Raw genomic sequence first — 26,004 nt, forward strand, 5'->3', positions numbered from 1 at the left:
CCCCCGCTAAAAATTACTTTTTCTTAGTTTGTTTTTAACTTTGTAAATTTATACTGAGGTGAGAAACAGTGAAAGTGGCAATATTGGGAGCGGGCATATCCGGCTTAACATGCGCTCATGAGTTAGAGCGTAACGGTATTATGCCGGATGTATTTGAAATAAGAAATAAATCCGGGGAAATGTTCGCGCACGTAGGGGCAATGATGAATTTATTAATTCGCCCTAAAAGTGATCCGGTAAAGTATTTAGAAGAGGAATTTCACATCAAACTAAAACCGCTGGCAAAAATGAAAAAAGTAGAAATGTGCATGCCCGGTGTGACCAAAGAGATCACCGGAAATTTAGGCTATTTTTTTCTTCGCGGGCAGTACCAAGGCTCGGTGGAAAGTCAGCTAACTCAGATGGTTAAAACTAAAATTAACTACAACGTAAAGGCCGACTATGAAGAATTAAGCAAGCAGTACGATTACGTAGTGGTTTGTGACGGTAGCGGTCATGTAGCTAAAAGTTTAGGGCTTTGGGATAATCTCTTTTTTTCTCTTTTAAGAGGGGCCATTGTTTTAGGGGAATTTGACACCAATAAGCTGGTAATGTGGTTTAACAAAAAATATAATGACACCGGCTATGCATATTTAACACCCTTTAGTAACGACATGGCTTCATTAGTACTGATTGTGCGCAACATTGCTCCGGAAGAATTGGATGACTATTGGCATTTATTTTGGGAAAACGAAAACTTCGATCGGCGGTTTAAAATGATCGAGAGTTTTACTTTAGAACATAGTGCCGGTTATGTGTATCCGCATCAATTAAATAATATACTGTTTGCCGGCAACGCAGGCGGTTTTTTAGAGCCTTTTCTAGGATTTGGGCAAATGACGGCTATACGCACCGGTTATTATGCCGCGCAAGCCATTGCTAAAAACAAAGATTATGAAAAACTGCTGGAACCGATTAAAACCGATATAAGCCGTTCAACGATGATTAGAGAATACATGAATATAGCCGGCAACCCGGCAATAAGTTGGGTAACCCGGGCAGTAACCTTACCGGGCATAAAGCAAATTATTTATAACAGCTCAATTGATGTGTTGAAATATACAACCGCACTGATGAAATTTTTTGACAAACTAGGCGGTAAGCGGATATCCAGACAGTAGGAAGGAATAAAAATAAACCTACTGTCTGCTAATCACTGCTTTTAATCGGTGATTGTCCTGCTGGGCCTTTTCTGTCAGATAAAATTCACCGATTAAGCTAACGCCGGTTTTTATAGGAAGTTTAAGTTGGAATCTGCTCAGTCGACGGTTTAAAACAGTAAACGGTACAAACAACTGACCCTGCATATTTTTAATTGGCTCGGGTGTCTCACTGGAATTTGCCTCGTAATTTAAAACGGCTACATTTTTGTCTAAGCTGAATTTTGTTCCGGTTACCCAAAATTTAATTGTGCTCAGCGGGCGGTATTTGGTACGCTGACTGACACTTTTAGCCCGGCTGAAATGTTCCCTTAAGCTAATTAGTGCTGCTTCGAATAAATTGCGATAATTAAGATTATGTTCAAACACTACCGGGTAGCCGTTCATAGAAGCTAACATCAGCTGCTGTAGCTTGTTTTGCAACAAAGTAAACGGCGATTTATTCAATACTTCGTTAATTATAGTAAACAAATCGTGGTATTGCTCTGGCTTTAAACTTTGGCAGCTTTTTTTATCACCCAATAAATTAATTACCTCTTTAAAAGCGGCATGCTTTTTTTCTTTTTTGATCAAACCGGGCAGAGTAAAGGAGCCGTGATGATCAATAACACTATTTAAATGATCTTTTAATAAATCAAACCAATACTTTAAATGATGACCGGCAATTACAGAGGGCAGATAAATAATGTATATTCCGTTGGCATTGGCATATTCCCAGGCATTTTGATTAAATGCTTTGCTGATAAATATACAGCCAACATAATTGACGGTGAATTTTTCACGGTCTTTTTGTTTGCCGTAAATACGATGAAATAGATCTCCGCGGTCGGTACCGGCAACATCACGAATTAACTCTCTTTTGGGGGGGAGAGTTTGGGCTAAATCCGTTACGGTAGCTTTTAAGCTTCTGACCATATCTAAATCAGGGCTTTCATCTTGTTCGCAGCTGCCACGCACGATAATGATATTGTTAAATGTAAAAGGGGTATTATTAATATCTATGGCAATGACATTTACTTGATGTTTTGTCGCCCGCCCACCTAAGGCTCGACGCGGCACACCGGCAATATAACCGTTGTTGCGCAGGATAACTGCCACTAATAATTCATACAACTGATCGTCACTGAGCATGATAGGCAACCCTTTGATAACACCTCATTTCTGAATTAAGATTATGAGATATTATTGCCCATAGCAGTCAAACATTATTTAAAAAATAAGTGTGCAGAAAATTATACATAGTACTTGACACAACTAAAATATGATGCTACCATAATGAAAGCTTGTGACAAAAAAGTTTGGTCGTTGACAAAAAAGCAAAAAACTCCAGTTGACGACTGAATAAAAAAATGATAAACTAAAAAATGCCGCTGAGGAGCGGCAGAGATAAATTACCAGTTGACATAAAACATAAAAACTGATAAACTAAAGCTTGCCGCGCTGGAGCGGCAAACAAAATATGGCAGTGAGAAAGATCCTTGAAAACTGAACAGTGAGCAAGAGATGAATGCAAGGAAATACCCGTTTAAGAAGATGAGTAATTCAGGATAACGCAGAGCTTGGAAAAAGCTTTCTGAGATAATTTTTCACGGAGAGTTTGATCCTGGCTCAGGACGAACGCTGGCGGCGTGCCTAACACATGCAAGTCGAGCGAAGGATCGGCAATGAAGTTTTCGGACGGAATTGCCGATTACTTAGCGGCGGACGGGTGAGTAACGCGTGGATAATCTGCCTATCAGACCGGGATAACCCTTGGAAACAGGGGCTAATACCGGATACGAACATCGGGACACAAGTTCTGATGTTGAAAGGGGATACCGCTGATAGATGAGTCCGCGTCCCATTAGCTAGTTGGTGGGGTAAAGGCCTACCAAGGCGACGATGGGTAGCCGGCCTGAGAGGGTGACCGGCCACACTGGAACTGAGACACGGTCCAGACTCCTACGGGAGGCAGCAGTGGGGAATATTCCGCAATGGGCGAAAGCCTGACGGAGCAACGCCGCGTGAGGGAAGAATGTCTTCGGACTGTAAACCTCTGTTGTATGGGAAGATAATGACGGTACCATACGAGAAAGCCCCGGCTAACTACGTGCCAGCAGCCGCGGTAATACGTAGGGGGCGAGCGTTGTCCGGAATTACTGGGCGTAAAGGGCGCGTAGGCGGCAAACTAAGTTAGAGGTGAAACCTGCAGGCTTAACCTGCAGCATGCCTCTAAAACTGGTTAGCTTGAGTGCAGGAGAGGGAAGTGGAATTCCTGGTGTAGCGGTGAAATGCGTAGATATCAGGAGGAACACTCGTGGCGAAGGCGGCTTCCTGGCCTGTAACTGACGCTGAGGCGCGAAAGCGTGGGGAGCAAACAGGATTAGATACCCTGGTAGTCCACGCCGTAAACGATGAGTGCTAGGTGTTGGAGGTATCGACCCCTTCAGTGCCGTAGCAAACGCGTTAAGCACTCCGCCTGGGGAGTACGGTCGCAAGACTAAAACTCAAAGGAATTGACGGGGGCCCGCACAAGCGGTGGAGCATGTGGTTTAATTCGACGCAACGCGAAGAACCTTACCAGGGCTTGACATCCTCCGCCATCCCTAGAAATAGGGAGTTCCCTTATGGGACGGAGAGACAGGTGGTGCATGGTTGTCGTCAGCTCGTGTCGTGAGATGTTGGGTTAAGTCCCGCAACGAGCGCAACCCTTACCGTTAGTTGCCATCATTAAGTTGGGCACTCTAACGGAACTGCCGTTGACAAAACGGAGGAAGGTGGGGATGACGTCAAATCATCATGCCCCTTATGCCCTGGGCTACACACGTGCTACAATGGCCTGTACAGAGGGCAGCGAAGCCGTGAGGCGGAGCGAATCCCAGAAAGCAGGTCCCAGTTCGGATTGCAGGCTGCAACTCGCCTGCATGAAGTAGGAATCGCTAGTAATCGCAGGTCAGCATACTGCGGTGAATACGTTCCCGGGCCTTGTACACACCGCCCGTCACACCACGAAAGTCGACAACACCCGAAGCCGGTGACTTAACCTCGCAAGAGGAGAGAGCCGTCGAAGGTGGGGTCGATGATTGGGGTGAAGTCGTAACAAGGTAGCCGTATCGGAAGGTGCGGCTGGATCACCTCCTTTCTAAGGAGTAACTGAGAGGAGACAAGGTGTTACCTCTCACTCCTAGGTCGATCATTCATCTCTTTGCACTGTTCAGTTTTGAAGGATTAAAGCCTTCAATAAAGCAAATTAGATAGAAATGTTCCTTGAAAACTGCACAGCGAGTAAGAGAAGCGAGAAGTAGGTAGAACCAATTTCACCAGGTCAAGATAGTAAGAGCACATGGTGGATGCCTAGGCGCTTTAGGCCGATGAAGGACGTGGTAAGCTGCGAAAAGCTGCGGGTAGCTGCAAACAAGCGTTGATCCGCAGATCTCCGAATGGGGCAACCCGGCGGGAGCGAACTCCCGTCACCGTTTAGTGAATCCATAGCTAAACGGGGGGCACCCGGGGAACTGAAACATCTAAGTACCCGGAGGAAAAGAAAGAAAACTCGATACCCTAAGTAGCGGCGAGCGAACGGGGTGTAGCCTAAACCGGCAATGCTTGCATTGCCGGGGTTGCGGGACCTCAAGAATTGGATTTGACTTATCTAGCTGAACACAGCTGGAAAGCTGGAGCACAGAAGGTAACACTCCTGTAAGCGAAAGATAAGCAAACCAAAGAGGGATCCCAAGTACCGCGGGACACGTGGAACCCCGTGGGAATCCGGCAGGACCACCTGCCAAGGCTAAATACCTAAAGCGACCGATAGTGCACAAGTACCGTGAGGGAAAGGTGAAAAGCACCCCGGGAGGGGAGTGAAATAGAACCTGAAACCATGTGCTTACAAGCAGTCGGAGCGCGTTAAAAGCGTGACGGCGTACTTTTTGCAGAACGGACCGGCGAGTTACTTTAACGAGCGAGGTTAAGGCTGGAAAGCCGGAGCCGTAGCGAAAGCGAGTCTGAAGAGGGCGCATAGTTCGTTAAAGTAGACCCGAAACCGGGTGATCTACCCATGGCCAGAGTGAAGCTGAAGTAAAATTCAGTGGAGGCTCGAACCGACCGTCGTTAAAAAGACGGCGGATGAGCTGTGGGTAGGGGTGAAAAGCCAATCGAACTCGGAGATAGCTGGTTCTCCCCGAAATAGCTTTAGGGCTAGCCTCGGGAATGAGTGCCGGAGGTAGAGCACTGACTGGGCTAGGGGCCTTCACCGGTTACCGACCCCAATCAAACTCCGAATGCCGGCCACTTGAATCCCGGGAGTCAGACTACGGGTGCTAAGATTCGTAGTCGAGAGGGAAACAGCCCAGACCAACAGCTAAGGTCCCCAAGCATGGCTAAGTGGGAAAGGATGTGGGGTTGCAGAGACAACCAGGATGTTGGCTTAGAAGCAGCCATCATTCAAAGAGTGCGTAATAGCTCACTGGTCAAGTGACCCTGCGCCGAAAATGTAACGGGGCTAAGTCATGCACCGAAGCTTTGGTTTGGATGGTATGGACCATTCAGAGGTAGGGGAGCGTTGCCAACGCGCGGAAGCAGTACCGAAAGGAGCTGTGGAGCGTTGGGAAGTGAGAATGCCGGTATGAGTAAACGAAAAGGCAGGTGAGAATCCTGCCCGCCGAAAGCCTAAGGTTTTCTGGGGAAGGCTCGTCCGCCCAGAGTAAGCCGGGACCTAAGCCGAGGCCGAAAGGCGTAGGCGATGGACAATCGGTTGAGATTCCGATGCCACCAACGACCGTTTGAAGGATGGGGTGACGCAGGAGGGTAGGCTAAGCGCACGGTTGGAAAAGTGCGTCCAAGCCCGTAGGGTGATAAGTAGGCAAAACCGCTTATCAAAAAGCCCGAGAGGTGAAGGGGAGCGAAAAAAAGTAGCGAAGTAGCCGATCCCAAACTGCCAAGAAAAGCCTCTAACGAGGAAGTTGGTGCCCGTACCGCAAACCGACACAGGTAGGCGAGGAGAGAATCCTAAGGCGCGCGAGAGAACCCTCGTTAAGGAACTCGGCAAAATGACCCCGTAACTTCGGGAGAAGGGGTGCCTCATTATCGTGAAGTTAGAACAAACGGAGCGAGAAGAGGCCGCAGAGACCAGGCCCAAACGACTGTTTAGCAAAAACACAGGTTCCTGCTAAAGCGAAAGCTGACGTATAGGAGCTGACGCCTGCCCGGTGCCGGAAGGTTAAGAGGAAGGGTTAGGGAAATGACCCGAAGCTCTGAATTGAAGCCCCGGTAAACGGCGGCCGTAACTATAACGGTCCTAAGGTAGCGAAATTCCTTGTCGGGTAAGTTCCGACCCGCACGAATGGCGTAACGATTTGGGCACTGTCTCAACGAGGGACTCGGTGAAATTGAAGTTCCGGTAAAGATGCCGGATACCTGCGACAGGACAGAAAGACCCCGTGGAGCTTTACTGCAGCTTGACATTGGGTTTCGGTATTTCATGTACAGGATAGGTGGGAGACGGAGAAGCAAGTACGCCAGTATTTGTGGAGTCGGCGGTGGGATACCACCCTTGAGATATTGGAATTCTAACTTAGTGCCGTAAGCCGGTACGAGGACAGTGTCAGGTGGGCAGTTTGACTGGGGCGGTCGCCTCCCAAAGGGTAACGGAGGCGCCCAAAGGTTCCCTCAGCGCGGACGGAAATCGCGCCTAGAGAGTGTAAAGGCAAAAGGGAGCTTGACAGCGAGACTGACAAGTCGAGCTGGTACGAAAGTAGGGCTTAGTGATCCGGCGGTATCGAGTGGAAGAGCCGTCGCTCAACGGATAAAAGCTACCCCGGGGATAACAGGCTTATCTCCCCCAAGAGTTCACATCGACGGGGAGGTTTGGCACCTCGATGTCGGCTCATCGCATCCTGGGGCTGGAGTAGGTCCCAAGGGTTGGGCTGTTCGCCCATTAAAGCGGTACGTGAGCTGGGTTCAGAACGTCGTGAGACAGTTCGGTCCCTATCCGTCGCAGGCGTAGGAAACTTGAGGAGAGCTGACCCTAGTACGAGAGGACCGGGTTGGACGGACCGCTGGTGTACCAGTTGTCTCGCCAGAGGCATAGCTGGGTAGCTATGTCCGGAAGGGATAAGCGCTGAAAGCATCTAAGCGCGAAGCCCCCTCCAAGATGAGGTTTCCCATCGTAAGAGTAAGACCCCACGAAGACTACGTGGTAGATAGGCCGGATGTGTAAGCACAGTAATGTGTTTAGCTGACCGGTACTAATAGGTCGAGGTCTTGACCTGAAAGCTTTTCTTGACTCGCTGTACAGTTTTGAAGGAACAGCAGACATGGTATCCTGCAACGATACTGAACGCCAAGGCATTTGCCGGAGCAAACGATAAGCCGGCGTGTTTGCGGAGCGTAAATGCCTTGGCAGACCGCGAGCGAACAGGCCGTAAGACAGGCCTGCCTAAGAATGAAAACAATATTTTCGGTGGCAATACCGCAGGGGGTACACCCGTTCCCATCCCGAACACGGAAGTTAAGCCCTGCAGGGCCGATGGTACTTGGGCTTGAGCCCTGGGAGAGTAGGTCGCCGCCGAAATAAAATTTTATAAATTTGCCAAAACCCTGAGGAATTAAACCTCAGGGTTTTGCTTTTACTATAACTTATACGCCGGTAAAAATACTTGCGCCCGCTTCCAGGGCAATGACAAAATTTATTGTAGTGGTTGGGTTAATAAATATGATTAGCTCGATTGAAGGAGCATTTCTTTCCGTTCCGGAAGCAAAACTTAAATCAAAATCAATGCCGGCTTTTATCAGCAAAGAAATTGCCGCTTGCAGTTGATTTATTTTTAACATGTCATTATTGATGATATGCTTAAAAACATCAGTACCGAATATAATCTCCAGTTCACGGCTTAACTTATCAAATGCAGACATAGCTAAACCTCTTAGTTTTTTCTAATATAGTATGCAGGGTTATTTTTTTTGCCAGTATCACGTTATTGAAAGGGGATTTTAAAGTGGGTGTCAGATATCAATGCTCCGGGGGAGATATTATAATTGATCTTCACAACCGCAGAATGAAAGTCTTAGATTATACCGGAGGTAATCTAGATGTTTTAGTGCAAGAAGTGAAAGAAACCGCACAGCGGTATCGGCTAAGTAAAATAATCTTTCAGGCAAAACAAGAGATTAAAAAACCGTTGTTAGATAAAGGCTTTGTTTTAGAAGGTATCATCCCCGCCTTTTTTGCCGGACAGGATTGCTTTTGTTTATCCTACTTTTTAACTGAAGAAAGGCAAAAAAGTGATTATATCAGTAAGGAAGAGGAAATTATAAATGAAATTTTAAACTCAAAAAAAGAACGGCAAACTAAACAATTGCCGCCAACCCTGTCATTGCGCCCTGCCGGTGGGCATGATGTAAAAAAACTGGTGCAGTTATATCAAGAAATATTCACTAGCTACCCCAGTCCGCTGTTAAACGAAGCTTATGTGCGGTCGGTAATCAATAAGCAGGTGTACTTTATGGCAGTCTTTGACGGTGAGAAACTTGTCAGTGCGGCATCGGCGGAAATTGATCAAAAGAATAACAATGCGGAAATAACTGATTGCGCCACTCTGCCGGAATATCGGGGAAAGGGGCTTCTCACGGCATTAATCACTGCTTTAGAAAAGGAGATGTGGCAGCGTAATTTACAAGTGCTATGCAGCTTTGCCCGTGCCGGCTCATACGGTATGAATGCAGTACTGCACAAGCTAAATTATCGCTTTACCGGCAGAATGATTAACAACTGCCACATCGCCGGCAGGTTTGAAGATATGAATATTTGGGTGAAAGAAATAGGTAATTTAAAAACGAATCTATAAAATTTCCGCATAGTCGGCAATGGTGGAAAAATGGGCAACATTATCAGTGCGCATTAAATCACCGTATTCACGTAAAATTGCTTGCAGCTTATCTCCTTGGGCATGATTTACTACGGTTACTTTTTTGCTTTTTTTACTTTGCTCCATGGCTTTTCTAAACAACCACTTGGTGCGAAAATCCGCTGCCGGAAATGAGTAGCCGATAATCACAATGTGATCGGCATTGCCCAGAGCCTGGCGGGCTCTGCGCCACAATTGATGAGTGAATGGCATAGTCCGATAATTTTTCATCATGGTTGGCGGAATGATAATTGGCTGCAGCAACTGCCGGCAGCTCCGGTGCGGGCAATTGATTTTATTGGCATAGCTATATTTAAATATTAGTCTATTATCCATATTTTCCAGTTCAGTAAACAATTGCTTGCAGTTTGGGCAATAAAGCCAATTAAAAGAGCCGTGCAGTTTTAATAGATATATCTCCGAAGGTGGCCGATCCGGGAGAAAATGCCGCCGGCTGGAAAGTAAGCTGCACGGCACGCCGTAACCGTCTTGGGGAAACCAGCGCTTTGATGCTAACAGTGCATTGTCCATCAGCAATTCATAATTAAAGGATATAACCACGTCGCCCGGTGCTAATGAATTGACAATTTTTTGATGGTGAGGGCAGGGATGCCCGTATAATATTTTGTCAAAAGTGATTGCCATCAGCAGCATGTATTCTCGCCAAGCCTCTTTTAATTCCAAAGAGTGCGGATTTTCCTGCCGCTCAATGTACAGTAAGGTAAAAACCTCTTCCATGTCAATGTCTATATCGGTTTGGCCAATTTGCTCTCGGGAAATGCCCCAAAGGCGCTCGATAAAATTAAACAAATGGCTGTATGTTTGTTCATCGTTGTCAAAATGCCGTCCTTTTATTTCGTGGATATCCATGACTCGTGCTGCTTTAATAAAAAAGTTTTTTGATACCGGACTGGTTTCGCCGATATATGAACCCTGATAGCCGGCGGTGGCACCGGCTCCCAGCACATAAACCGTTTTCAAAGCACACTCCTCCAACATCGATATACCTTACTTATTGTGCAGCACAAAATTAATAATATTCGAGCAAGCATAGGGATAAAAACTAGAAAAATAGGCAGACTATTACTGCAAATTGGCAAAAATTAATGAAGGTGGAGGTTAGTTTTATGAAAGCAACGGTTGATCAAGATTTATGTATCAGTTGTGGAGCATGTATAGACACCTGCCCCGAAGTTTTTGATTGGAATGATGACGATAAGGCTCATGCTATTGTTGATGAGGTTCCCGAGGAAGTAGAGGAGCAGGCCAAAGAGGCGGAAGAAAATTGCCCTACCGAAGCAATTAAGGTTTCATAATGCCGGAAAAAATTTTTTGTTACATGATGAACAAGATGAGGATTTGTTACTGTTAAAAATTGCCACAATAAATTAGCAACAAAAATAACAAGGAAGGGCACGCAAATTGCGAGCCTTTCTTTTTTCTTTAGATAAAATTAAGCTATTGTTAATTTTCGATGGCAGTGCAGGTAAAATACAATACATGGCGAAAATAGATAATTAGGAATAACTTTGGCTAAAAATGGAAACCTTATTATTTACTGTTTAACTGTCCGATGTATTATTTTAAGAACTTTGTGGAGGTAATTAATTTTGCAACGTAAGTGGTTAGTCTTGTTAATTGTTGTACTTTGTTTATTAATTAGTGTCGGCTATGCCTGGGCAGCTGAAGACGCAAAGAAAACCGGTTCAGTGGTAATTGTGGTGATCGACCGCTTGGATATCAGCGATATTAATACCGATGCCCTTCCCGGTTTTAAAAAATTAATGTCTGAAGGCTCAGTTGGCTTGCTCAATACCCGATCGGCCGGTAATTACTATGCACAGCATGCTTATACTACCATTGGAGCCGGTACACCGTCCTATGGGGTGGGCAGTGCCGATATGGCCTTTGATGTCAATGAGCAATTGGAGGCCGGGAAGGCTAAAGATGTCTATAGGCAGCGAACCGGCAATCAGCCGCCGGCCGAGGGCATCATTCAGCTAAGCATGCCGCAGCTGGAGCTGGCAAACAGCGAACAGTTCCGCACCGTTCAACTGGGGGCGATAGGAACCCAACTACATAAGGCAGGTTATAAAACTGCCGTTTTTGGCAATACCGATTACAGCGATCAAATCGGGCGGCAGGCTGTTGTCATTGCGATGGATAACCAAGGGATCGTTGACGGCGGACTGATAGATGACAGCATACTGCTTACCGACCCGTCATTTCCCGGCGGAAAACGCACAGATTACGCCAAAATGTTGGATTGTGTGTTGCAATCTTTAGACGAATATCAGCTAATCGTGGTGGAATTGGGTGATACCACCAGATTACATGAACAAAAGAATATGTTATATGAAAATGTATATCAAGCTCACTTAGCAAAAACATTAAAAAGAGCTGATCAGTTCTTAACTGAACTGGCCGCCGGATTAGGCAAAAAGGATTTGTTAATGGTGGTTTCGCCTACACCGAGCGCTCAGATGCTAGAAAAAAATAGATTGCTAACCCCGATTATTGTTTACGGTGAGGGGTATAACGGTGACGGCAGCAGTGAACAGCACCTGCTGGTTTCCGGCACGACCAAACACCCCGGTATTGTAGTCAATACCGACATTGCCGCTAGCACATTAAATCATTTGGGTGTAGATTTTGGTACAAATATTATTGGCCGGGCCATGTATATTCAGCCGCTGAACGGCGATGCCGGGCAGTATTTGCAGGATAAAATGGAAAGATTGGCAGTGACTTACAGTGCCCGGGCCCCGCTGCAGCAGGGTTATGTGGCTTTTCATATCATAATTATTGCCGTGGCTTTATGGTCGATTTTAGTCCGCCAAAAAGCTCCTAAATGGTTAAAACCGGCCTTACTTGCGGTGGTATCCGTTCCTTTAGCCTATTTATTGATGTCTTTGCTGCCCCTGCCTTCGGTACCGCTTGCCGGGCTGGAATTGCTCGTTATCGCGCTGGCTTTAGCCGCGATCGTATCTGTTTTGGCTAAAAATTCTTTTACCCCGGCCTTTTTAATATTGGCGGTGGCTACCTCAACATTATTGCTGGTGGACATTGCCTTGGGCCAGCCTTTGCAAAAACAGGCAATATTAAGCTACGATCCGATGGTGGGTGCCCGTTTCTACGGCATCGGCAACGAGTATATGGGTGTTTTTGTCGGTGCGACTATTATAGCCGCTTCAATAGTGGTAGATAATTTTGCCAAACACCGGAAATTTGTTATTGCGTTAATCGGCTTGTTGTTTGTGGTTAGCATTTACTTTTTGGCCGCCCCCCACTTGGGGACTAATGTTGGCGGCACGATTGCGGCAGTAGTATCATTTACGGTTACCTTTTTGCTTTTCCTAAATATTAAAATGCGGCCGAAAGCGGTCATTGCCGTTGTGGGCATAGTATTACTGGTCTTACTTGGTTTTATTGCTTTTGATTTAACCCGTCCTATTCAACAACAATCCCATATCGGACAAACAGCCAGGTTAATTATGGACGGCGGCTTTGTGGAAATTTTAAATGTTATCCAGCGTAAATTAAGTATGAACCTTAAACTGATGCGTTACACCGTTTGGACCAGAGTGCTGCTGGCCAGCATCATTGCTTTAGCCATTCTGTATTATAAGCCCAGAGGGGTTATGCAGCGCATTAAAGAAAAGTATCCTTATATTTTTAAGGGTCTTATCGGCGTTATTGTCGGAGCATTAGTAGCCTTTGCCTTTAATGATTCCGGAGTTGTAGCTGCAGCTACTACCATGATCTTTGGAGCGCCGCCTTTAATTTACCTTGTAATAAATGAACAAGCCGATGGGGGGGATTAATTGCTTGCGCATTGGCCGCTTTTCTTACCAAGGTCAGGTTTTTTACGGGCAAGTAACGGAAGATAACCTGGTATACCAAATATTCGGAGATATTTATCGTGAATTTGAAACTGCCAAGCAGCCATATGCTTTAACTGATTTAATGCTTTTGTCTCCGTTAATGCCCAGCAAAATAATTGCCGTTGGATTAAATCTGCGCGAGCACGTTAAGGAGTTCGCGCTAACGGTGCCCGATGAACCCTTGTTGTTTATGAAGGCTCCCACAACGGTAATTGGCCCCAATGAGGCGATTGTTTTGCCGCCGGAAAGCAAACAGGTTGATTTTGAAGGGGAATTGGCGGTAGTAATTGGTAGGCGGGCCAAAAATATCAGTGTAGAAGATGCGCCATCAGTCATTTTGGGGTATACTTGTGCTAACGACGTCACCGCCAGGGATTTGCAGCAAAAAGACGGGCAGTGGTTTCGGGCAAAATCTTATGACACTTTTTGCCCGTTGGGACCATATGTTGTTACTGATATAGATCCCCATTCGCTGACGGTCAGTGTCTATCTAAACGGAGTGCTAAAACAGCATTTTTCCACTGCTTCGTTTATTTTTGACGTGCCTACGCTGGTCGCTTATATATCAAACATAATGACATTATTACCCGGCGATGTTATTCTTACCGGAACTTCCAGCGGTGTGCAACCCATGACGGATGGCAGCATAGTTGAAGTAGAAATTAGTCAAATCGGCTGTTTAAAAAACCATGTAATTACAAAATAATAAGCTAAAAATTAGGAGATTTGCCGTTTAATTATTATCTTTTAAAGTGATATTTTTTATTGACAATCAAAAATCATGTGTTAAAATTGTCATTGTGGAATTTAAGATGTCTTTGGTAAGTATCAAATACAGGAGGATGGTAATCCAAAATAAATAAAAAAAGGGGGACGATAGCCAAGATGAAATCCTTGGGCCGTCATGTCTTAGCAGAAATTTATGGGTGTGAATTTGACATTTTAAATGATCTCCAAAAAGTAGAGGAGATTATGGTCAACGCCGCTTTAGAAGCGGGGGCGGAGGTAAGGGAATTTGCTTTTCATAAATTTAGTCCGCAAGGCGTCAGTGGTGTAGTGGTAATTTCCGAAAGCCATTTAGCCATTCATACCTGGCCTGAACTTGGTTATGCTGCAGTAGATGTGTTCACCTGCGGCGAAAAAGTTGATCCGTGGGATGCCTGCAACTACTTGGTTCGGTATTTTGGGGCAAAGGACATGACTGCCCAAGAAACCGAAAGAGGTATACTGGCTGATATAGCGCGTCAAAAGGTTGCTGTGAATCTATAGGAGGGGATATTATTAATATCCGAACAACTGGCAAAAGATAGCAAAGCCTTGCATGATGAGAAGTAATGCAAGGCTTTGCTTTTTTTGTCTTTAAATACGGGTTAAATACCCATAAAATAATTGTGGGTTAAATTTCAAGTTGGTAATAGGCAGGAAATATGATAAAAGTAACGAATAAATAATAAGCTATGAGAGGGGGAACTTGCCAGTGTGTTATTTTCAATCCATTAATCAAGAGCTGGAAGAAGTAGAAGCAATAGTAAGAAAAGTCTTAAAGGTCAAAAAGGCCGAGCATGTGGCTTTACTTACCTATAAAAAGTTCTCTCGTCTCAACCAAAAAATTCGTCCGGCTATGGTCATTTATACTGCTGAGTTATTTAGCTATAAAAAAGAAAATATTTTTCAGTTGGCGGCAGTCATGCAGCTTTTATATACAGCCTCGCAAATACACACCAATATTGCCGACAGCGACTCACCGACTGCCGAAGAGATTAATCGACTGGAAGAATATCAATTACCTGTGCTGCTGGGGGATTATTTATTTGGCCAGTGTCTTTCAATGTTGGTTAAGGGATCAATGACCGGCTTTATTGCCACGTTGGCTAAAATTATATGCTCAGTCCATGATGTCGCAGCTACCCAGACACAATACCAAAAAAGTGAGTTAAGTAATAACCCGGAACTACTGCATGATATGATGCATCGGGATAGCGGGCAGTTTTTTGCCGGCTGCTGTTCTCTGGCAGCTAAAATTTCGGGGGCAAATAAGGAAGAAGTAGAAGTGATGCATGAATTCGGTTTACATGTCGGCGTTGGCTATGGCTTACTGGAATGGGGGGCACCAATAGAACAGGCTCAACTATACTTTGCCAAAGCAAGGGAAGTATTAGACCAAATCAGTCGGAAAGCTGCAAAAGATAAATTTTATGCCCTGTTGGAGATGCTGGAGAATGACAAGCAGGCAATCGAGAGATTAGTTGTTTGATATATAATGTAAGGGAGCGACGTCAGTTGCCACAAGCTAAGCGTTACAAAAGCAAAGAAGAATACGTACATGAGATTTTTTCAACTATTGCCAAGCGCTACGACTTATTAAATACTTTATTGTCTTTCAATCAGGACAAATACTGGCGGCGCTTTGCCGTTAAAAAATGTGATTTAAAACCCGGCAATATCGGCCTGGATGTAGCTTGTGGTACCGGCATGCTGTGTATTGAGCAGGCGAAATATGTTGGTGAAAGCGGAAAGGTTATTGGCATAGATTTTTGTGAAAATATGCTTGCCGTTGGCAGAAAGAATGTTTCCGCCACAAAATATAAGGATATCATTGAACTAAAACAAGGAAATGCCGTCGACCTGCCCTTTGCAGACAATACTTTTGACTGTGCTACCATTGGTTTTGCATTGCGCAATGTACCGGACATCCGCAAAACGATTGAGGAAATGCGCCGGGTAGTTAAACCGGGCGGTAAAGTGGTAAGTTTGGAATTATCCAAGCCCAGTCTACCGGTCTTTAAGCAACTTTATTATTTATATTTCGACCATATCCTGCCAATTCTGGGTAGATTAGGCATTGGCCAGAAGGGACCCTACAGTTATTTGCCGGCTTCACTAAAGGCTTTTCCACATCAAAAAGAGATCCGAGATATGTTTGTTGATATTGGCTTAAAAGACGTAAGTTACCATGAATTAACCGGAGGAATTGTTACCGTTCATGTTGGTACCAAATAACTTCTGACTTAACTGGATAATGCTCCGCGAACCGCATAGAAACTTTTGGGGAGGGTTATAAGTGGCCAAAATAAGATTGGGTGAGGCAGAATGTATTAGCAGCATGCCTATTTACCATGCCTTAGAAGAGAGTCCGCTGTCTCTGGAAGCTCACTTAATTAAGGCCTCCCAAGACAAGTTAAACGAGATGTTTTTAACGGGAAAGTTAGATGTTTCATTGATTTCAGCGATGGAATATGCTAAATATGCCAATCAGTGTTATCTGCTGCCCAATATTTCTGTCAGTACTGACGGAAAAGAGGGCAGTGTGTTTTTATTTAGTGAGGTACCGGTTACTGAGCTGGAAAAAAAGTGTGTTGTTTTGTCGGCGGAATCAACCGAGAGAGCGCTTTTGAAAATTTTGTTGGATCATTATTATCATGTCGATGTAGAATACCATGACACGAAATCAACCGACTTAGAGCAAATGCTAAAAGAAGCAGATGCCGCACTTTTAGCCGGTGATGCTGCGATGTTGATTAATCAGCAAGTAAAAAAACAGAATTTGCCCTATGTAGTCACTGATTTGTGTGCGGCCTGGACCGAATTTACCGGTGAAAAAATGGTTTTTGCCGTTTGGGCGGTACAGAAAGAGTTTGCAGAAAATAATTTTGACGAAGTTAATAAAGTCTCACAGGTGCTGCAGCACTCTAAAAGTTTGGCTTTACAGCAAATGTCGACGGTGCTGGAAGTTGCCCGCCGCAACAGCAATTTGCCCTTGCCATTGCTGGAAGAATATTATCAGCATATTTATTACGATTTTGATGAAAGTTACCGGCGAGCGTTAATTACATTTTTTGATTATGCTTATAAAAGCGGCTTAATTAAAGAGCGGGTGCGGCTGAATGTTTGGGACGAAAAAAAGGAAAGTACCAACTCTATATAATATATATAATTTAAATATAGACGCTTAAAGGCGTCTTTTTTATACTGCGGAAAAGACAAATTGCCTGCATTTAGAACGATGACTATTCTTGCTGTCGGTCAGGTATAATAACAGATAGAAACATAAAACGGAGGTTGACCGGTGGAAAATGTCGAATTAAATGCCATAGTCAAGAGACTGGCTACCTATGGCAAACTGATTTATTATATCTTATGCAACTTAAAACTTACCAGAAAGCAAAAAATGCTATTAGGAGTAGGTTTAGGTTATCTGCTTTCTCCCATTGACTTAATACCGGGTTTTATTCCGGTACTGGGGCAGCTTGACGATATTATCGTTACTCTGACAGTTCTAATAAAAATTCTTAAAGAGTTGGCCCCTGAAACAAGAAAAGCCTATCTGGATAAGTTTGCCTTAACGCTGGAAATGATTGAAAGTGATTTGGCGTATGTTAAACATATTGCTGCCGACATTGCCAGAAAAACTGCTTCATCGGCAGGCAGAGTTATAAGTTTCGGAGGAAAAACAGCCTTACACTTGGCGGTAAAGGGGTTGAGCGGCGTCCTTAGGGGTGCGGCAAGTTTAGCGGCTAGTAAAAGTAAGCATAAGTTTTAAAATGTTGCATTGACGGTAGAACTTGCCATATAATGTCGTATGAATAATCTAGTGCGGAGGAAAGTAATGGTAGATGCAGAAAAAATAAAAGTGTTGCGAGAAATCCCGGCGGTTGATGAATTGCTGAAACAACCGGAAATAAAACAACTGCTGGCTTCACATTCGCAGGCACAAATAGTACAAGAAATCAGAAAAGTTATTCAGTCATTGCGTGAAAAAATTCTTTCCGGGGCAGTGTCCGAAGTAAACCAAACTCAATTGATTAATCAAGTTTTATCTGCCATAAAGCAAAGTGAGCGGTTTAATTTGCGTCCGGTGATTAATGCCACCGGCGTGGTACTGCATACAAATTTGGGCCGGGCGGTACTGGCACAAAGTGCCCGGCAGGCAGTAAACAGGGTAATTCAGGGCTACTGCAATTTAGAGATTGATTTAGAAACCGGCAAACGTGGTTCACGTTACAGTGCCCTGGAGGGAATCATCACCGAACTTACCGGCGCAGAAGCGGCACTGGTGGTGAATAACAATGCGTCAGCAGTGCTGTTGGCTTTAGGTACGCTGGCTAAAGGCAAAGAAGTGATTGTATCTCGCGGGCAGTTAGTAGAAATCGGCGGTTCTTTCCGTATACCGGAAGTAATGGCCCAAAGCGGTGCTGTATTGGTGGAAGTGGGCACCACTAACAAAACTTATCCGAAAGATTACGAAAAAGCAATCAATGAACAAACCGGCTTGCTTTTAAATGTACATACCAGCAACTACCGCATTGTGGGCTTTACCAGAGAAACTACCGTAGCGGAATTGGTGCAGTTAGGCGAACAATACAAGCTGCCGGTGATGTGCGATCTAGGCAGCGGTTTTTTGGTTGACTTAAGCAGGTATGGACTGCCTAAAGAACCTACCGTGCAGGAAACGGTAAAAGCGGGTGCGGATGTAGTTACCTTTTCGGGGGACAAGCTGTTGGGCGGACCGCAGGCCGGCATTATTGTAGGAAAGAAGCGCTATATTGAAGCGATGAAGAAAAATCCGTTAACTCGGGCGGTGCGCATTGATAAATTTACAGTGGCAGCATTGGAAGCAACACTGCGGGAATATCTCAACAGTGAGCAGGCACTGCAAAATATTCCGACACTGCGCATGCTTACTGAATCAAAAGAAAGTTTGTATCAACGGGCCCGTTCATTGGCCGACGTGCTGGCGTTGAAGCTTAAAGACTATGCTGAAGTTACCTTTGAAGAAGGCTCATCCCAAGTTGGCGGCGGAGCAATGCCTACGGCAGAAATGCCTACCGGACTGATAGTGGTAAACCCGCAGACAATGTCAGTTGAGACATTAGTCTACCGCCTGCGCACCGGCACACCTTCTGTAGTGGGCAGAGTGCAGGGTGAACGCCTATTATTGGATGTGCGTACGCTGCAGGACGGGGACAGCGAACCGCTGCTCAATGCGTTGCTGGCGGCGTTGAAAGAAGAAAGCGGTGATCGGACATGAAGCATATCATCATTGGAACAGCCGGTCATGTTGACCATGGAAAAACAAAATTAATTAAAGCTTTAACCGGCATAGAAACCGACCGCTTGAGAGAAGAAAAAGAGCGAGGAATATCAATTGAGTTAGGTTTTGCCAACATTAACTTGCCCAGCGGACGTACTGCCGGCATAGTTGATGTACCGGGGCACGAAAGGTTTATTAAAAACATGCTGGCCGGCGTTAGCGGCATTGATTTGGTTTTATTGGTCATTGCGGCCGATGAAGGAGTGATGCCGCAAACCAAAGAGCATTTTGATATTTTACAGCTGTTAGAAGTTAAAAAAGGCATTGTAGTACTTACTAAAATCGATTTGGTAGAGCCGGACTGGCTGGATTTAGTGCAGGAAGAAATACGCGAATTTTTAGCGGGAACTACCCTGGAAAAAGCACCGGTTATTCCGGTATCTTCAGTGACCGGTGAAGGGATCGACAAACTGTTAAATACTATTGACGACATGCTAGATAATATTGAAGAAAAGCCGACAGCCGGTCAAATGCGTCTGCCGGTTGACCGCGTTTTTTCAGTGACCGGTTTTGGTACCGTAGTTACCGGCACAATGCTGTCCGGTGAAGTGAGCATTGGTGATGAAGTGCAAGTTATGCCCAACAACATTGTCACTCGGGTGCGGGGACTGGAGGTACACGGCAAAAAGGTGGAAAAAGCCGGTGCCGGCCAAAGGGTGGCAATGAATTTAGCGGGCATAGAAGTAGAGCAAATTAAGCGCGGCGATGTAGTATGCGCAGTTAACGCACTGACACCTTCTTATAGATTGGATGCCAAACTACACCTGCTGGAGAACGCAGCAAAGCCCTTGAAACATCGGGCGCGAATCAGACTGCACATCGGTACTGCTGAAATACTCGGCCGGGTGATACTGCTTGATCGGGAAGAATTGGCACCCGGCGAAAATGCTTATGTGCAGTTTCAATTAGAAGAAGAGGCTGTTGCCGGCAAAGGGGATCGGTTTGTAATCAGAAGTTATTCTCCCATGCACACTATTGGCGGTGGGGTAGTAATTGACCCGGTACCGCAAAGGCACAAGCGATTTAAACCGGAAGTAATAGCGGCATTGGCTACTAAAGAGAAAGGTAGCCCGAAAGAATTAACTTTGCAGTATATTGAAAGTCAAAAACTGCCGGTAGCGATTGCCGACATTGCCGAAAGTATTAAGCTGAGCGAAGCCGATGTAGAAGCGGCTTTGGATAGTTTAAAGCGTGATGTGCGGGAAATTGATGTAGAGGGTAGCAAGATGTATTTATCCGCTGCCCGTTATCACAGTTGGGCGGAACAAATAAGTGCTGCTTTAGCGGATTATCATCAGAAATACCCGCTGCGGGAAGGTTACCCCAAGGAAGAACTGCGTTCGCGGATGTTTAATGCGTTAAACAACAAGGTTTTTCAAGGCTTACTGCAGGCACTGTCCGAAGACGGGGTAGTGCGCTTAAATCCACAGACGGTATCAACGGCTGATTTTACCGGGCAGCCTACCGGAAAAGCAGCTGAAATCATCTGCCGCATAGAGCAAGTTTTAAAAAGCAACGGTTTTCAACCGCCTAATTGGAAAGAGGTAGTAAATGAGCTGGCGATAAATCAAACTGACGCAGCAGAGTATTTGGCTTATCTGCTGCGGACAGATAAAATTAGAAAGATTACTGACGATATTTATTTTCCTACCGACACATTGAATGAAGCCAAAAACAAGATTATAAATTACTTGCAAGAGAACAATAACATTTCAGTGGGAGAAGCCAGAGACTTATTGCAAACTTCACGAAAATATGCCCTGCCGCTGTTGGAGTACTTTGATCGTCAGCGTATTACCCGCCGTGTAGGAGATAACCGAGTATTAGGGGCAAAAGCAAAACAGTAAGGATCTTGTGGGCATTGCCGGATTGCGGTGGCTGGCTTTACGGCAAGGTGCCAACATTGTCTTGAACAACTGTTTCGTCCGATTTATAAAAGGGGCTAAAGCACTGCGAACCTGCGCTCGCCGTGCAACAGCCCCTTACTTCATGGAACCTATTGTTGTTGCTGTTGGGCTTGTTGAAAAACTTTGTACTGGGGTTCTTGTTGTTCGATATAATTACAACGCTCGGACATACCTTGGCACATTGATTGTAACTGCTGCGCATAATTGCTGAACATTGCTTTAGCATTTTGGTCTTGGGTTTCTAAAGCAAACTGCTTCATGTTTGCCATAGCGCTTTCTAGACTGGCCAAAGTTTGATGCATTTTAGTGCCAACAGTCAATACTATTGAACCCCCTTTAAAATTTTTAGCCCAAAATCCATTTATAAAATGTAACTTTTTAAACTTTTTTATGAGTTGAAGAATTTGTAAAATTAAAACTGCAAGGCAATGATTTAGCGGGAGGATGGCATGATTACGGCAGAAACTTTTAAACGCGGATTAAATAAAGGTTTAACTACAACTTGGGAATTAACTAAAGTTGTTGTGCCGGTGTATGTTTTTGTTACGTTTTTAAGCTATACCCCGATACTTAATTGGCTGGCTGAAATATGCCGGCCCTTTATGGGCTTAGTGGGTTTGCCCGGCGAGGCATCCCTGGCGCTGGTGTTGGGCTATGTTTTAAACATTTACGCGGCAATCGGTGTAATCACTTCCCTGTCTTTAACATCCAAAGAAATAACCATTATTGCGGTAATGCTGCTGTTGTGCCACAGCTTATTTATGGAAACGGCAATTAACAAAAAAACGGGAGTAAACGCCACTTTGATAGTAGCTATACGTTTAGTGCTTTCATTTATCAGCGGCGTTTTTTTAAATTTACTATTGTAGGGGGATCTTAATTTTGCAATACTTTGCTTTCTTTAAAGATGCGGTATTTGGCAGTTTAGAACAGGTTTTGATTATGGCGGCGATAATCATGCCCCTAATGGTTTTTTTAGAAATAGCTAAGGATTTAAATGTGTTGGACAAACTAAGTATGCTGTTACGCCCGCTGTTAAAAATGTTTACCATGTCTAATCAAAGTGCCGTTCCGCTCATGGCCGGAATAGTTTTTGGCATCAGCTACGGAGCAGGGGTAATTATTGACGCGGCCAAAAGCGGCGAATTAACTTTTCGGGAAATATATTTAATAAATATGTTCTTAATTATTTGTCATTCGCTGTTTGAAGATACAGCCATTTTTGCCGTGTTGGGGGCAAACGCAGTATTTTTGGTACTTATCAGACTGGTATTGGCCGTGATTGTTACTTTTATTTTGAGCCGGTGGAAATTTTTAATTAGCGAATCGACGGCATTTCATGTCTCCGATAAAGCCGGGTAATTTGTTACCTGTTAACATTTAACTGCATTAATTGGGCGTTAGTAATTAATACTAACCCCAGGTGGTGGTTAATGTGGATTATGCTTGCATATTGTGCAATCATCTGGCAGAGGTAACCCAGCCCTGTCCCTTTTGCGGTCATACTAAAATGCAGAATATCGGCTTATTGCAGGATTTTTATGATCCATACAGCCCCTATTTAGATCAAGAAATATATCAAGACGGTTATGAACACTACAATGAACATTATTGTGTCCATGTTTTAAAATGCGAACAATGCGGTCAGGAAAGGATCAGTAAATTTCATCGCTTAACACCTTAAAGGGATTTATCACCAAAATATGGTATATTTAATAACCGGCCACAAGTAAATAATAAGCTTAGGGGTGAATTTATGCGCCAAAATATGAATGAAGGGCAAAGGTTGCTCAGTATTTTCGGCGGTTTGGCCTTTATTGGCTTGGGAATGTCTAAATCAAATACCTTCATGGGAAAGGTATGCGCAATTATCGGTGCTAAAACGGCCCTTGTGGGTTTGATCGGATACGATCCGCTGCTGGAACTTGCCGATGAATAACCAATCTTAGGGACAATAGTTTTGAGTAATTGCTTTGTTTTGGGAAACAATATGCCCATGGAGGTGATCAAGTGGCTAAAGAAAAAATCAATAAGGAAAAACAATGCAGCATAGATGACGGCAGCTATTTAACTTCTTCAGAAGCGGAAAGCGGTTCTGAGGGGTGCGGTTCTAGCAGCCGTTCATCAGGCACTGCAAGTAAATCCGGAAGCTGCCCCGGCGGCACTTGCTAATTTAATAAAAGCCCGGTCCGGACTGTCAATCCTACAGATACAAAAAGGGCGTGTCGCAAAAAACTACTTTATTAGTAGTTAGCGGCACGCCCTTTACAACTACTGTACTTTTTCCACGATGCTTACTTCAACTATGCCGGAAGTTACCTTTTTGCCCTGGCGGCTTTAATGAACTAAAAATGAACAAAACATCTCCGCAACTCTTATTAGGGTTAAAATTTTACCACTCCCGGCATTATCTGCCTGCAATTAATGGCGGTAAAAGGCAACGCCAACCAAACCGGGGCCGCCGTGGCAGCCCACCACCGGACCCAACTCACCAAACAGCAGTTCTTCACATTTTACTTCTGCTTGTAATTTTTCTACGAAGTTACCAAATCCTTCCTGGTTGCCGGCATGGGCGGCAATAAAACTGCCTTTTCCGCCGTTGGTTTCTGCTTTAACCAATTCAATGATCTGCTTTATTGCCCTGTTTTTTCCGCGCACCTTTTCTACCGGCTGAACAATACCGTCTAAAACTCCTAAAACCGGCTTAATGTTCAAAAGAGAACCCAACAGAGAAGCGGCCTTGCCGATGCGACCGCCACGGGCTAAGTATTCCAGTGTATCCACCACAAAATAAATTTTCACCTTAGGAATAGTGTCATTTACCAGGGCAATTATTTCGGCAACATCTTTATTTTGCTGGGCCGCTTTGGCTGCTGCCAGTACCACTAAGCCTAAACCGACACTGACGGTACGCGAATCAATCACATGAATATCAGCATCGGGCAGCATAGATTTAGCCAGCAGTGCCGCTTGATAAGTGCCGCTTAAATCAGAGGATATGTGTAGTGATATAATGCTGTCCCCTTGGTCAGACAGCTTTTTATAAACTTGGTAGATATCTGCAGGTGACGGTTGGGAAGTGGAAGCAGTTTTATTTATTTTCAGACGTTCATAGAATTCAGCGGGCGTTATTTCCACCCGATCTTTATATGTTTCTTCATTAAATCTAATTTGCAGCGGAACAAGACTGATATTATATTTATTTAAGTATAGCTCATCCAAATCAGCAGTACTGTCAGTGACAATTTTTACAGCAGCCAAAGTTAACACCTCGGTAGTATAATCATTTTGATTGACAACTACAGGTTATTCGACATATTTGGGATAATTCCCTTTATAGTATAAAAAATTATACAATACACAAAACACATTATATGAGCAAAAGACAGACAAAAACAATAAATCCGGCGATTTTTTAAGCTAAACATCGTTATTTAGCTGTACAAACTGTTGACATAGTTTGCCACATTTGTTAGTATCAAAACATTAAAATAATAAATACACACGTATATGCTTGGGAATATGGCCCAAGTGTTTCTACCGGGTAACCGTAAATTACCTGACTACGTGGGAAAGTGTACCTAGGGTTCCACGTCTTTTAAAGACGGTTCGGTCCAAGCGGTACAGGCTGGCTGGTTAGCCAGTTACACCTATAGGGATAAAAGCCCAGGGGGTAGGTTTCACACGATATGAAAACCTATCTCTGGGCTTTTTTTATTAGGCATAAGTAAAACTATAGCTTCCAGCGCACCACAAAGAAATAGGGCCGACAAGATACCCCGGAGCTATAGTTTTTTATATAAAGCAGGATAAAAAATTATTGGAGGGAGACAGACATGAAGAGAAAGTCACTCTTGGCGCTGGCACTGGTTCTGATGATGGCATTGCTGGTGGCCGGCTGCGGCGGCGAACAGGCAGCCACCGAAAATGAACCGGCCGGCGAAGAGGACGGAGAAAAGCTGAAGGTAGGTTTTATTTATGTAGGGCCAACCGGTGATGCCGGTTGGAGCTGGGCACATGAGCAGGGAAGACTGTATTTACAAGAGCAGCTTCCTTACGTTGATGCCAGCTACTACATGGAAAGTGTGCCTGAGGGCCCGGCCAGTGAGTCCTACATACAGGAATTAGTTAATCAGGGTTGCAAGGTAATCTTTACCACCAGTCTGGGATACATGGATGCGACCCTGGCGGTGGCTGAGAAAAACCCAGACGTTGTATTTATGCACTGTTCCGGTATTAAAACTGCGGAAAACATGGGTAATTATTTTGGCAGAATGTATCAAGCACGCTATCTTTCCGGTATCGCTGCCGGTAAGCAGACTGAGAGCAATTTAATCGGCTATGTGGCTGCCTTCCCCGTTCCGGAAGTGATCCGCGGAATTAACGCCTTTACATTAGGTGTTCGTTCAGTGAACCCTGATGCGGTTGTTAAGGTTGTATGGACCAACACCTGGTATGACCCGGTGAAAGAAAAAGACGCGGCAAAAGCATTGCTAAATGAAGGCTGCGACGTTATTGCCCAGCACCAAGATACGCCCGGACCGCAGCAGGCTGCTGAAGAAAAAGGTGTATACGGTGTAGGTTACAACAGTGATATGAGCAAGATGGCTCCTAAGGCAGTATTGACTTCGCCGGTATGGAATTGGGGCCCCTATTATGTAAAAGTGGTAGAAGCGGTTAAAAACGGCACTTGGGAACCTGAAGCTTATTGGGGCGGCTTGGAAGACGGCATTGTTGATTTAGCACCCTATGGCCCCATGGTAACGGAAGAAACCAAACAGCTTATTGAAGCTAAAAAGCAGGAAATTATCGACGGCAAGTTTGATGTATTCTGGGGACCGATTAAGGATCAAAACGGCAATATTAAAGTAGCCGAGGGAGAAAAATTAACCGATAAAGAAATGCTGGAAATGATGTGGTTTGTAGAAGGCGTTGAAGGCAATATTCCGCAATAAAAAGTATTAGGGTTGCTGGCAAATTTACCGCCGGCAACCCATCTCGCTTTGAAAGCTTTTAATCGGCTGCAAAAGGAGCGGAGAT

At 44.6% G+C, this 26,004-nt stretch carries 23 protein-coding genes, 3 rRNA genes and 1 riboswitch; of the genes, 21 read left to right on the forward strand and 5 right to left on the reverse strand.

The genetic code is table 11. From position 1 onward, the window contains the following. Nucleotides 1-68 precede the first annotated feature (68 nt). Nucleotides 69-1,160 (forward strand): NAD(P)/FAD-dependent oxidoreductase, encoded by a 1,092-nt coding sequence (locus ACZ5NG_RS04115; RefSeq protein WP_464252731.1) that lies wholly within the window; start codon nt 69-71, stop codon nt 1,158-1,160. Nucleotides 1,161-1,178: 18 nt separating this feature from the next. Here the strand turns inward: ACZ5NG_RS04115 and ACZ5NG_RS04120 are convergent, their stop codons facing one another. Next, nucleotides 1,179-2,330: a hypothetical protein gene (locus ACZ5NG_RS04120; RefSeq protein WP_464252732.1), complete on the reverse strand. Its 1,152-nt coding sequence runs from the start codon at nt 2,328-2,330 to the stop codon at nt 1,179-1,181. Between the two features lie 454 nt (nt 2,331-2,784). On the opposite strand from ACZ5NG_RS04120, the gene ACZ5NG_RS04125 reads away from it, so the two are divergent. The 3 genes from ACZ5NG_RS04125 (at nt 2,785) to rrf (ending at nt 7,749) form a co-directional block, all read left to right on the forward strand. Further along, nucleotides 2,785-4,320, forward strand: a 16S ribosomal RNA gene (locus ACZ5NG_RS04125). A 181-nt stretch (nt 4,321-4,501) separates the two neighbouring features. Beyond that, nucleotides 4,502-7,447: ribosomal RNA gene (locus ACZ5NG_RS04130) — 23S ribosomal RNA — on the forward strand. A 187-nt stretch (nt 7,448-7,634) separates the two neighbouring features. Further along, nucleotides 7,635-7,749 (forward strand): 5S ribosomal RNA (gene rrf, locus ACZ5NG_RS04135). The 16S, 23S and 5S rRNA genes sit together here, the layout of an rRNA operon. Nucleotides 7,750-7,814: 65 nt before the next feature. Here rrf and ACZ5NG_RS04140 read toward each other — a convergent pair. Further along, entirely contained in the window at nt 7,815-8,090 is a 276-nt protein-coding gene (locus ACZ5NG_RS04140) for a hypothetical protein (RefSeq protein WP_464252733.1), read from the reverse strand. An 83-nt stretch (nt 8,091-8,173) separates the two neighbouring features. On the opposite strand from ACZ5NG_RS04140, the gene ablB reads away from it, so the two are divergent. After that, a complete protein-coding gene (ablB, locus tag ACZ5NG_RS04145; protein WP_464252734.1) occupies nt 8,174-9,022 on the forward strand; it encodes a putative beta-lysine N-acetyltransferase in 849 nt (282 codons plus the stop codon). Here the strand turns inward: ablB and ACZ5NG_RS04150 are convergent. After that, nucleotides 9,017-10,063 carry a hypothetical protein gene (locus ACZ5NG_RS04150; RefSeq protein ID WP_464252735.1) on the reverse strand — a complete coding sequence of 349 codons (1,047 nt, stop codon included), beginning with the start codon at nt 10,061-10,063 and terminating at the stop codon, nt 9,017-9,019. The two genes, ablB and ACZ5NG_RS04150, sit on opposite strands and share 6 nt — an antisense overlap. Nucleotides 10,064-10,209: 146 nt before the next feature. Between ACZ5NG_RS04150 and ACZ5NG_RS04155 the strand changes: the two genes are divergently transcribed. The 10 genes from ACZ5NG_RS04155 to selB all read left to right on the forward strand — a co-directional run bounded on the left by ACZ5NG_RS04155 (nt 10,210) and on the right by selB (nt 20,904). Next, nucleotides 10,210-10,398: a ferredoxin gene (locus ACZ5NG_RS04155; protein WP_464252736.1), complete on the forward strand. Its 189-nt coding sequence runs from the start codon at nt 10,210-10,212 to the stop codon at nt 10,396-10,398. Between the two features lie 294 nt (nt 10,399-10,692). Beyond that, a complete protein-coding gene (locus tag ACZ5NG_RS04160; protein WP_464252737.1) occupies nt 10,693-12,906 on the forward strand; it encodes a hypothetical protein in 2,214 nt (737 codons plus the stop codon). Nucleotides 12,907-12,910: 4 nt separating this feature from the next. Further along, the gene (locus ACZ5NG_RS04165; RefSeq protein WP_464252738.1) at nt 12,911-13,672 is read left to right on the forward strand and encodes a fumarylacetoacetate hydrolase family protein; all 762 of its coding nucleotides are present in this window, start codon (nt 12,911-12,913) and stop codon (nt 13,670-13,672) included. Nucleotides 13,673-13,851: 179 nt separating this feature from the next. Beyond that, nucleotides 13,852-14,235 (forward strand): adenosylmethionine decarboxylase, encoded by a 384-nt coding sequence (speD, locus tag ACZ5NG_RS04170; RefSeq protein ID WP_464252739.1) that lies wholly within the window; start codon nt 13,852-13,854, stop codon nt 14,233-14,235. A 208-nt stretch (nt 14,236-14,443) separates the two neighbouring features. Next, a complete protein-coding gene (locus tag ACZ5NG_RS04175; RefSeq protein ID WP_464252740.1) occupies nt 14,444-15,220 on the forward strand; it encodes a polyprenyl synthetase family protein in 777 nt (258 codons plus the stop codon). Between the two features lie 26 nt (nt 15,221-15,246). Further along, on the forward strand, nt 15,247-15,966 hold the full coding sequence (locus ACZ5NG_RS04180; RefSeq protein ID WP_464252741.1) for a demethylmenaquinone methyltransferase: 720 nt from the start codon (nt 15,247-15,249) through the stop codon (nt 15,964-15,966). 61 nt (nt 15,967-16,027) lie between these two features. Next, nucleotides 16,028-16,891, forward strand: a complete 864-nt coding sequence (locus ACZ5NG_RS04185; protein WP_464252742.1) for a menaquinone biosynthetic enzyme MqnA/MqnD family protein — start codon at nt 16,028-16,030, stop codon at nt 16,889-16,891. Between the two features lie 141 nt (nt 16,892-17,032). Then, nucleotides 17,033-17,506: a YkvA family protein gene (locus tag ACZ5NG_RS04190; RefSeq protein ID WP_464252743.1), complete on the forward strand. Its 474-nt coding sequence runs from the start codon at nt 17,033-17,035 to the stop codon at nt 17,504-17,506. Nucleotides 17,507-17,572: 66 nt separating this feature from the next. Further along, nucleotides 17,573-18,994: an L-seryl-tRNA(Sec) selenium transferase gene (selA, locus tag ACZ5NG_RS04195; RefSeq protein ID WP_464252744.1), complete on the forward strand. Its 1,422-nt coding sequence runs from the start codon at nt 17,573-17,575 to the stop codon at nt 18,992-18,994. Next, nucleotides 18,991-20,904 carry a selenocysteine-specific translation elongation factor gene (gene selB, locus ACZ5NG_RS04200; RefSeq protein ID WP_464252745.1) on the forward strand — a complete coding sequence of 638 codons (1,914 nt, stop codon included), beginning with the start codon at nt 18,991-18,993 and terminating at the stop codon, nt 20,902-20,904. Before selA ends, selB begins: the two co-directional genes overlap by 4 nt. Before the next feature lie 149 nt (nt 20,905-21,053). Here selB and ACZ5NG_RS04205 read toward each other — a convergent pair whose 3' ends face one another. Further along, entirely contained in the window at nt 21,054-21,284 is a 231-nt protein-coding gene (locus tag ACZ5NG_RS04205; protein WP_464252746.1) for a DUF1657 domain-containing protein, read from the reverse strand. A 129-nt stretch (nt 21,285-21,413) separates the two neighbouring features. Between ACZ5NG_RS04205 and ACZ5NG_RS04210 the strand changes: the two genes are divergently transcribed. The 5 genes from ACZ5NG_RS04210 to ACZ5NG_RS04230 all read left to right on the forward strand — a co-directional run bounded on the left by ACZ5NG_RS04210 (nt 21,414) and on the right by ACZ5NG_RS04230 (nt 23,136). Continuing rightward, the gene (locus ACZ5NG_RS04210; protein ID WP_464252747.1) at nt 21,414-21,833 is read left to right on the forward strand and encodes a nucleoside recognition domain-containing protein; all 420 of its coding nucleotides are present in this window, start codon (nt 21,414-21,416) and stop codon (nt 21,831-21,833) included. A 13-nt stretch (nt 21,834-21,846) separates the two neighbouring features. Then, a complete protein-coding gene (locus tag ACZ5NG_RS04215; RefSeq protein ID WP_464252748.1) occupies nt 21,847-22,326 on the forward strand; it encodes a nucleoside recognition domain-containing protein in 480 nt (159 codons plus the stop codon). Nucleotides 22,327-22,399: 73 nt separating this feature from the next. Further along, on the forward strand, nt 22,400-22,648 hold the full coding sequence (locus tag ACZ5NG_RS04220; protein WP_464252749.1) for a hypothetical protein: 249 nt from the start codon (nt 22,400-22,402) through the stop codon (nt 22,646-22,648). 72 nt (nt 22,649-22,720) lie between these two features. Continuing rightward, the gene (locus tag ACZ5NG_RS04225) at nt 22,721-22,903 is read left to right on the forward strand and encodes a YgaP-like transmembrane domain (RefSeq protein WP_464252750.1); all 183 of its coding nucleotides are present in this window, start codon (nt 22,721-22,723) and stop codon (nt 22,901-22,903) included. Nucleotides 22,904-22,974: 71 nt separating this feature from the next. Then, a complete protein-coding gene (locus ACZ5NG_RS04230) occupies nt 22,975-23,136 on the forward strand; it encodes a hypothetical protein (RefSeq protein WP_464252751.1) in 162 nt (53 codons plus the stop codon). A gap of 249 nt (nt 23,137-23,385) precedes the next feature. Here ACZ5NG_RS04230 and ACZ5NG_RS04235 read toward each other — a convergent pair whose 3' ends face one another. Further along, complete coding sequence (locus ACZ5NG_RS04235; protein WP_464252752.1) at nt 23,386-24,225, reverse strand: DegV family protein; 840 nt, start codon at nt 24,223-24,225, stop codon at nt 23,386-23,388. Nucleotides 24,226-24,448: 223 nt separating this feature from the next. Continuing rightward, nucleotides 24,449-24,550: riboswitch (purine riboswitch) on the forward strand. Nucleotides 24,551-24,800: 250 nt separating this feature from the next. On the opposite strand from ACZ5NG_RS04235, the gene ACZ5NG_RS04240 reads away from it, so the two are divergent. Beyond that, nucleotides 24,801-25,919, forward strand: a complete 1,119-nt coding sequence (locus ACZ5NG_RS04240; RefSeq protein ID WP_464252753.1) for a BMP family ABC transporter substrate-binding protein — start codon at nt 24,801-24,803, stop codon at nt 25,917-25,919. Nucleotides 25,920-26,004: the final 85 nt, after the last annotated feature.

Source organism: Desulfovectis peckii (assembly GCF_055391705.1).

Bases quoted from the DNA above. Each gene is read 5' to 3' on its own strand.
- ACZ5NG_RS04225 (WP_464252750.1), top strand. From the start codon at position 22,721: ATGCGCCAAAATATGAATGAAGGGCAAAGGTTGCTCAGTATTTTCGGC.
- ACZ5NG_RS04240 (WP_464252753.1), top strand. From the start codon at position 24,801: ATGAAGAGAAAGTCACTCTTGGCGCTGGCACTGGTTCTGATGATGGCA.
- selA (WP_464252744.1), top strand. From the start codon at position 17,573: ATGGTAGATGCAGAAAAAATAAAAGTGTTGCGAGAAATCCCGGCGGTT.
- ACZ5NG_RS04120 (WP_464252732.1), bottom strand. From the start codon at position 2,330: ATGCTCAGTGACGATCAGTTGTATGAATTATTAGTGGCAGTTATCCTG.
- ACZ5NG_RS04140 (WP_464252733.1), bottom strand. From the start codon at position 8,090: ATGTCTGCATTTGATAAGTTAAGCCGTGAACTGGAGATTATATTCGGT.
- ACZ5NG_RS04155 (WP_464252736.1), top strand. From the start codon at position 10,210: ATGAAAGCAACGGTTGATCAAGATTTATGTATCAGTTGTGGAGCATGT.
- ACZ5NG_RS04210 (WP_464252747.1), top strand. From the start codon at position 21,414: ATGATTACGGCAGAAACTTTTAAACGCGGATTAAATAAAGGTTTAACT.
- selB (WP_464252745.1), top strand. From the start codon at position 18,991: ATGAAGCATATCATCATTGGAACAGCCGGTCATGTTGACCATGGAAAA.
- speD (WP_464252739.1), top strand. From the start codon at position 13,852: ATGAAATCCTTGGGCCGTCATGTCTTAGCAGAAATTTATGGGTGTGAA.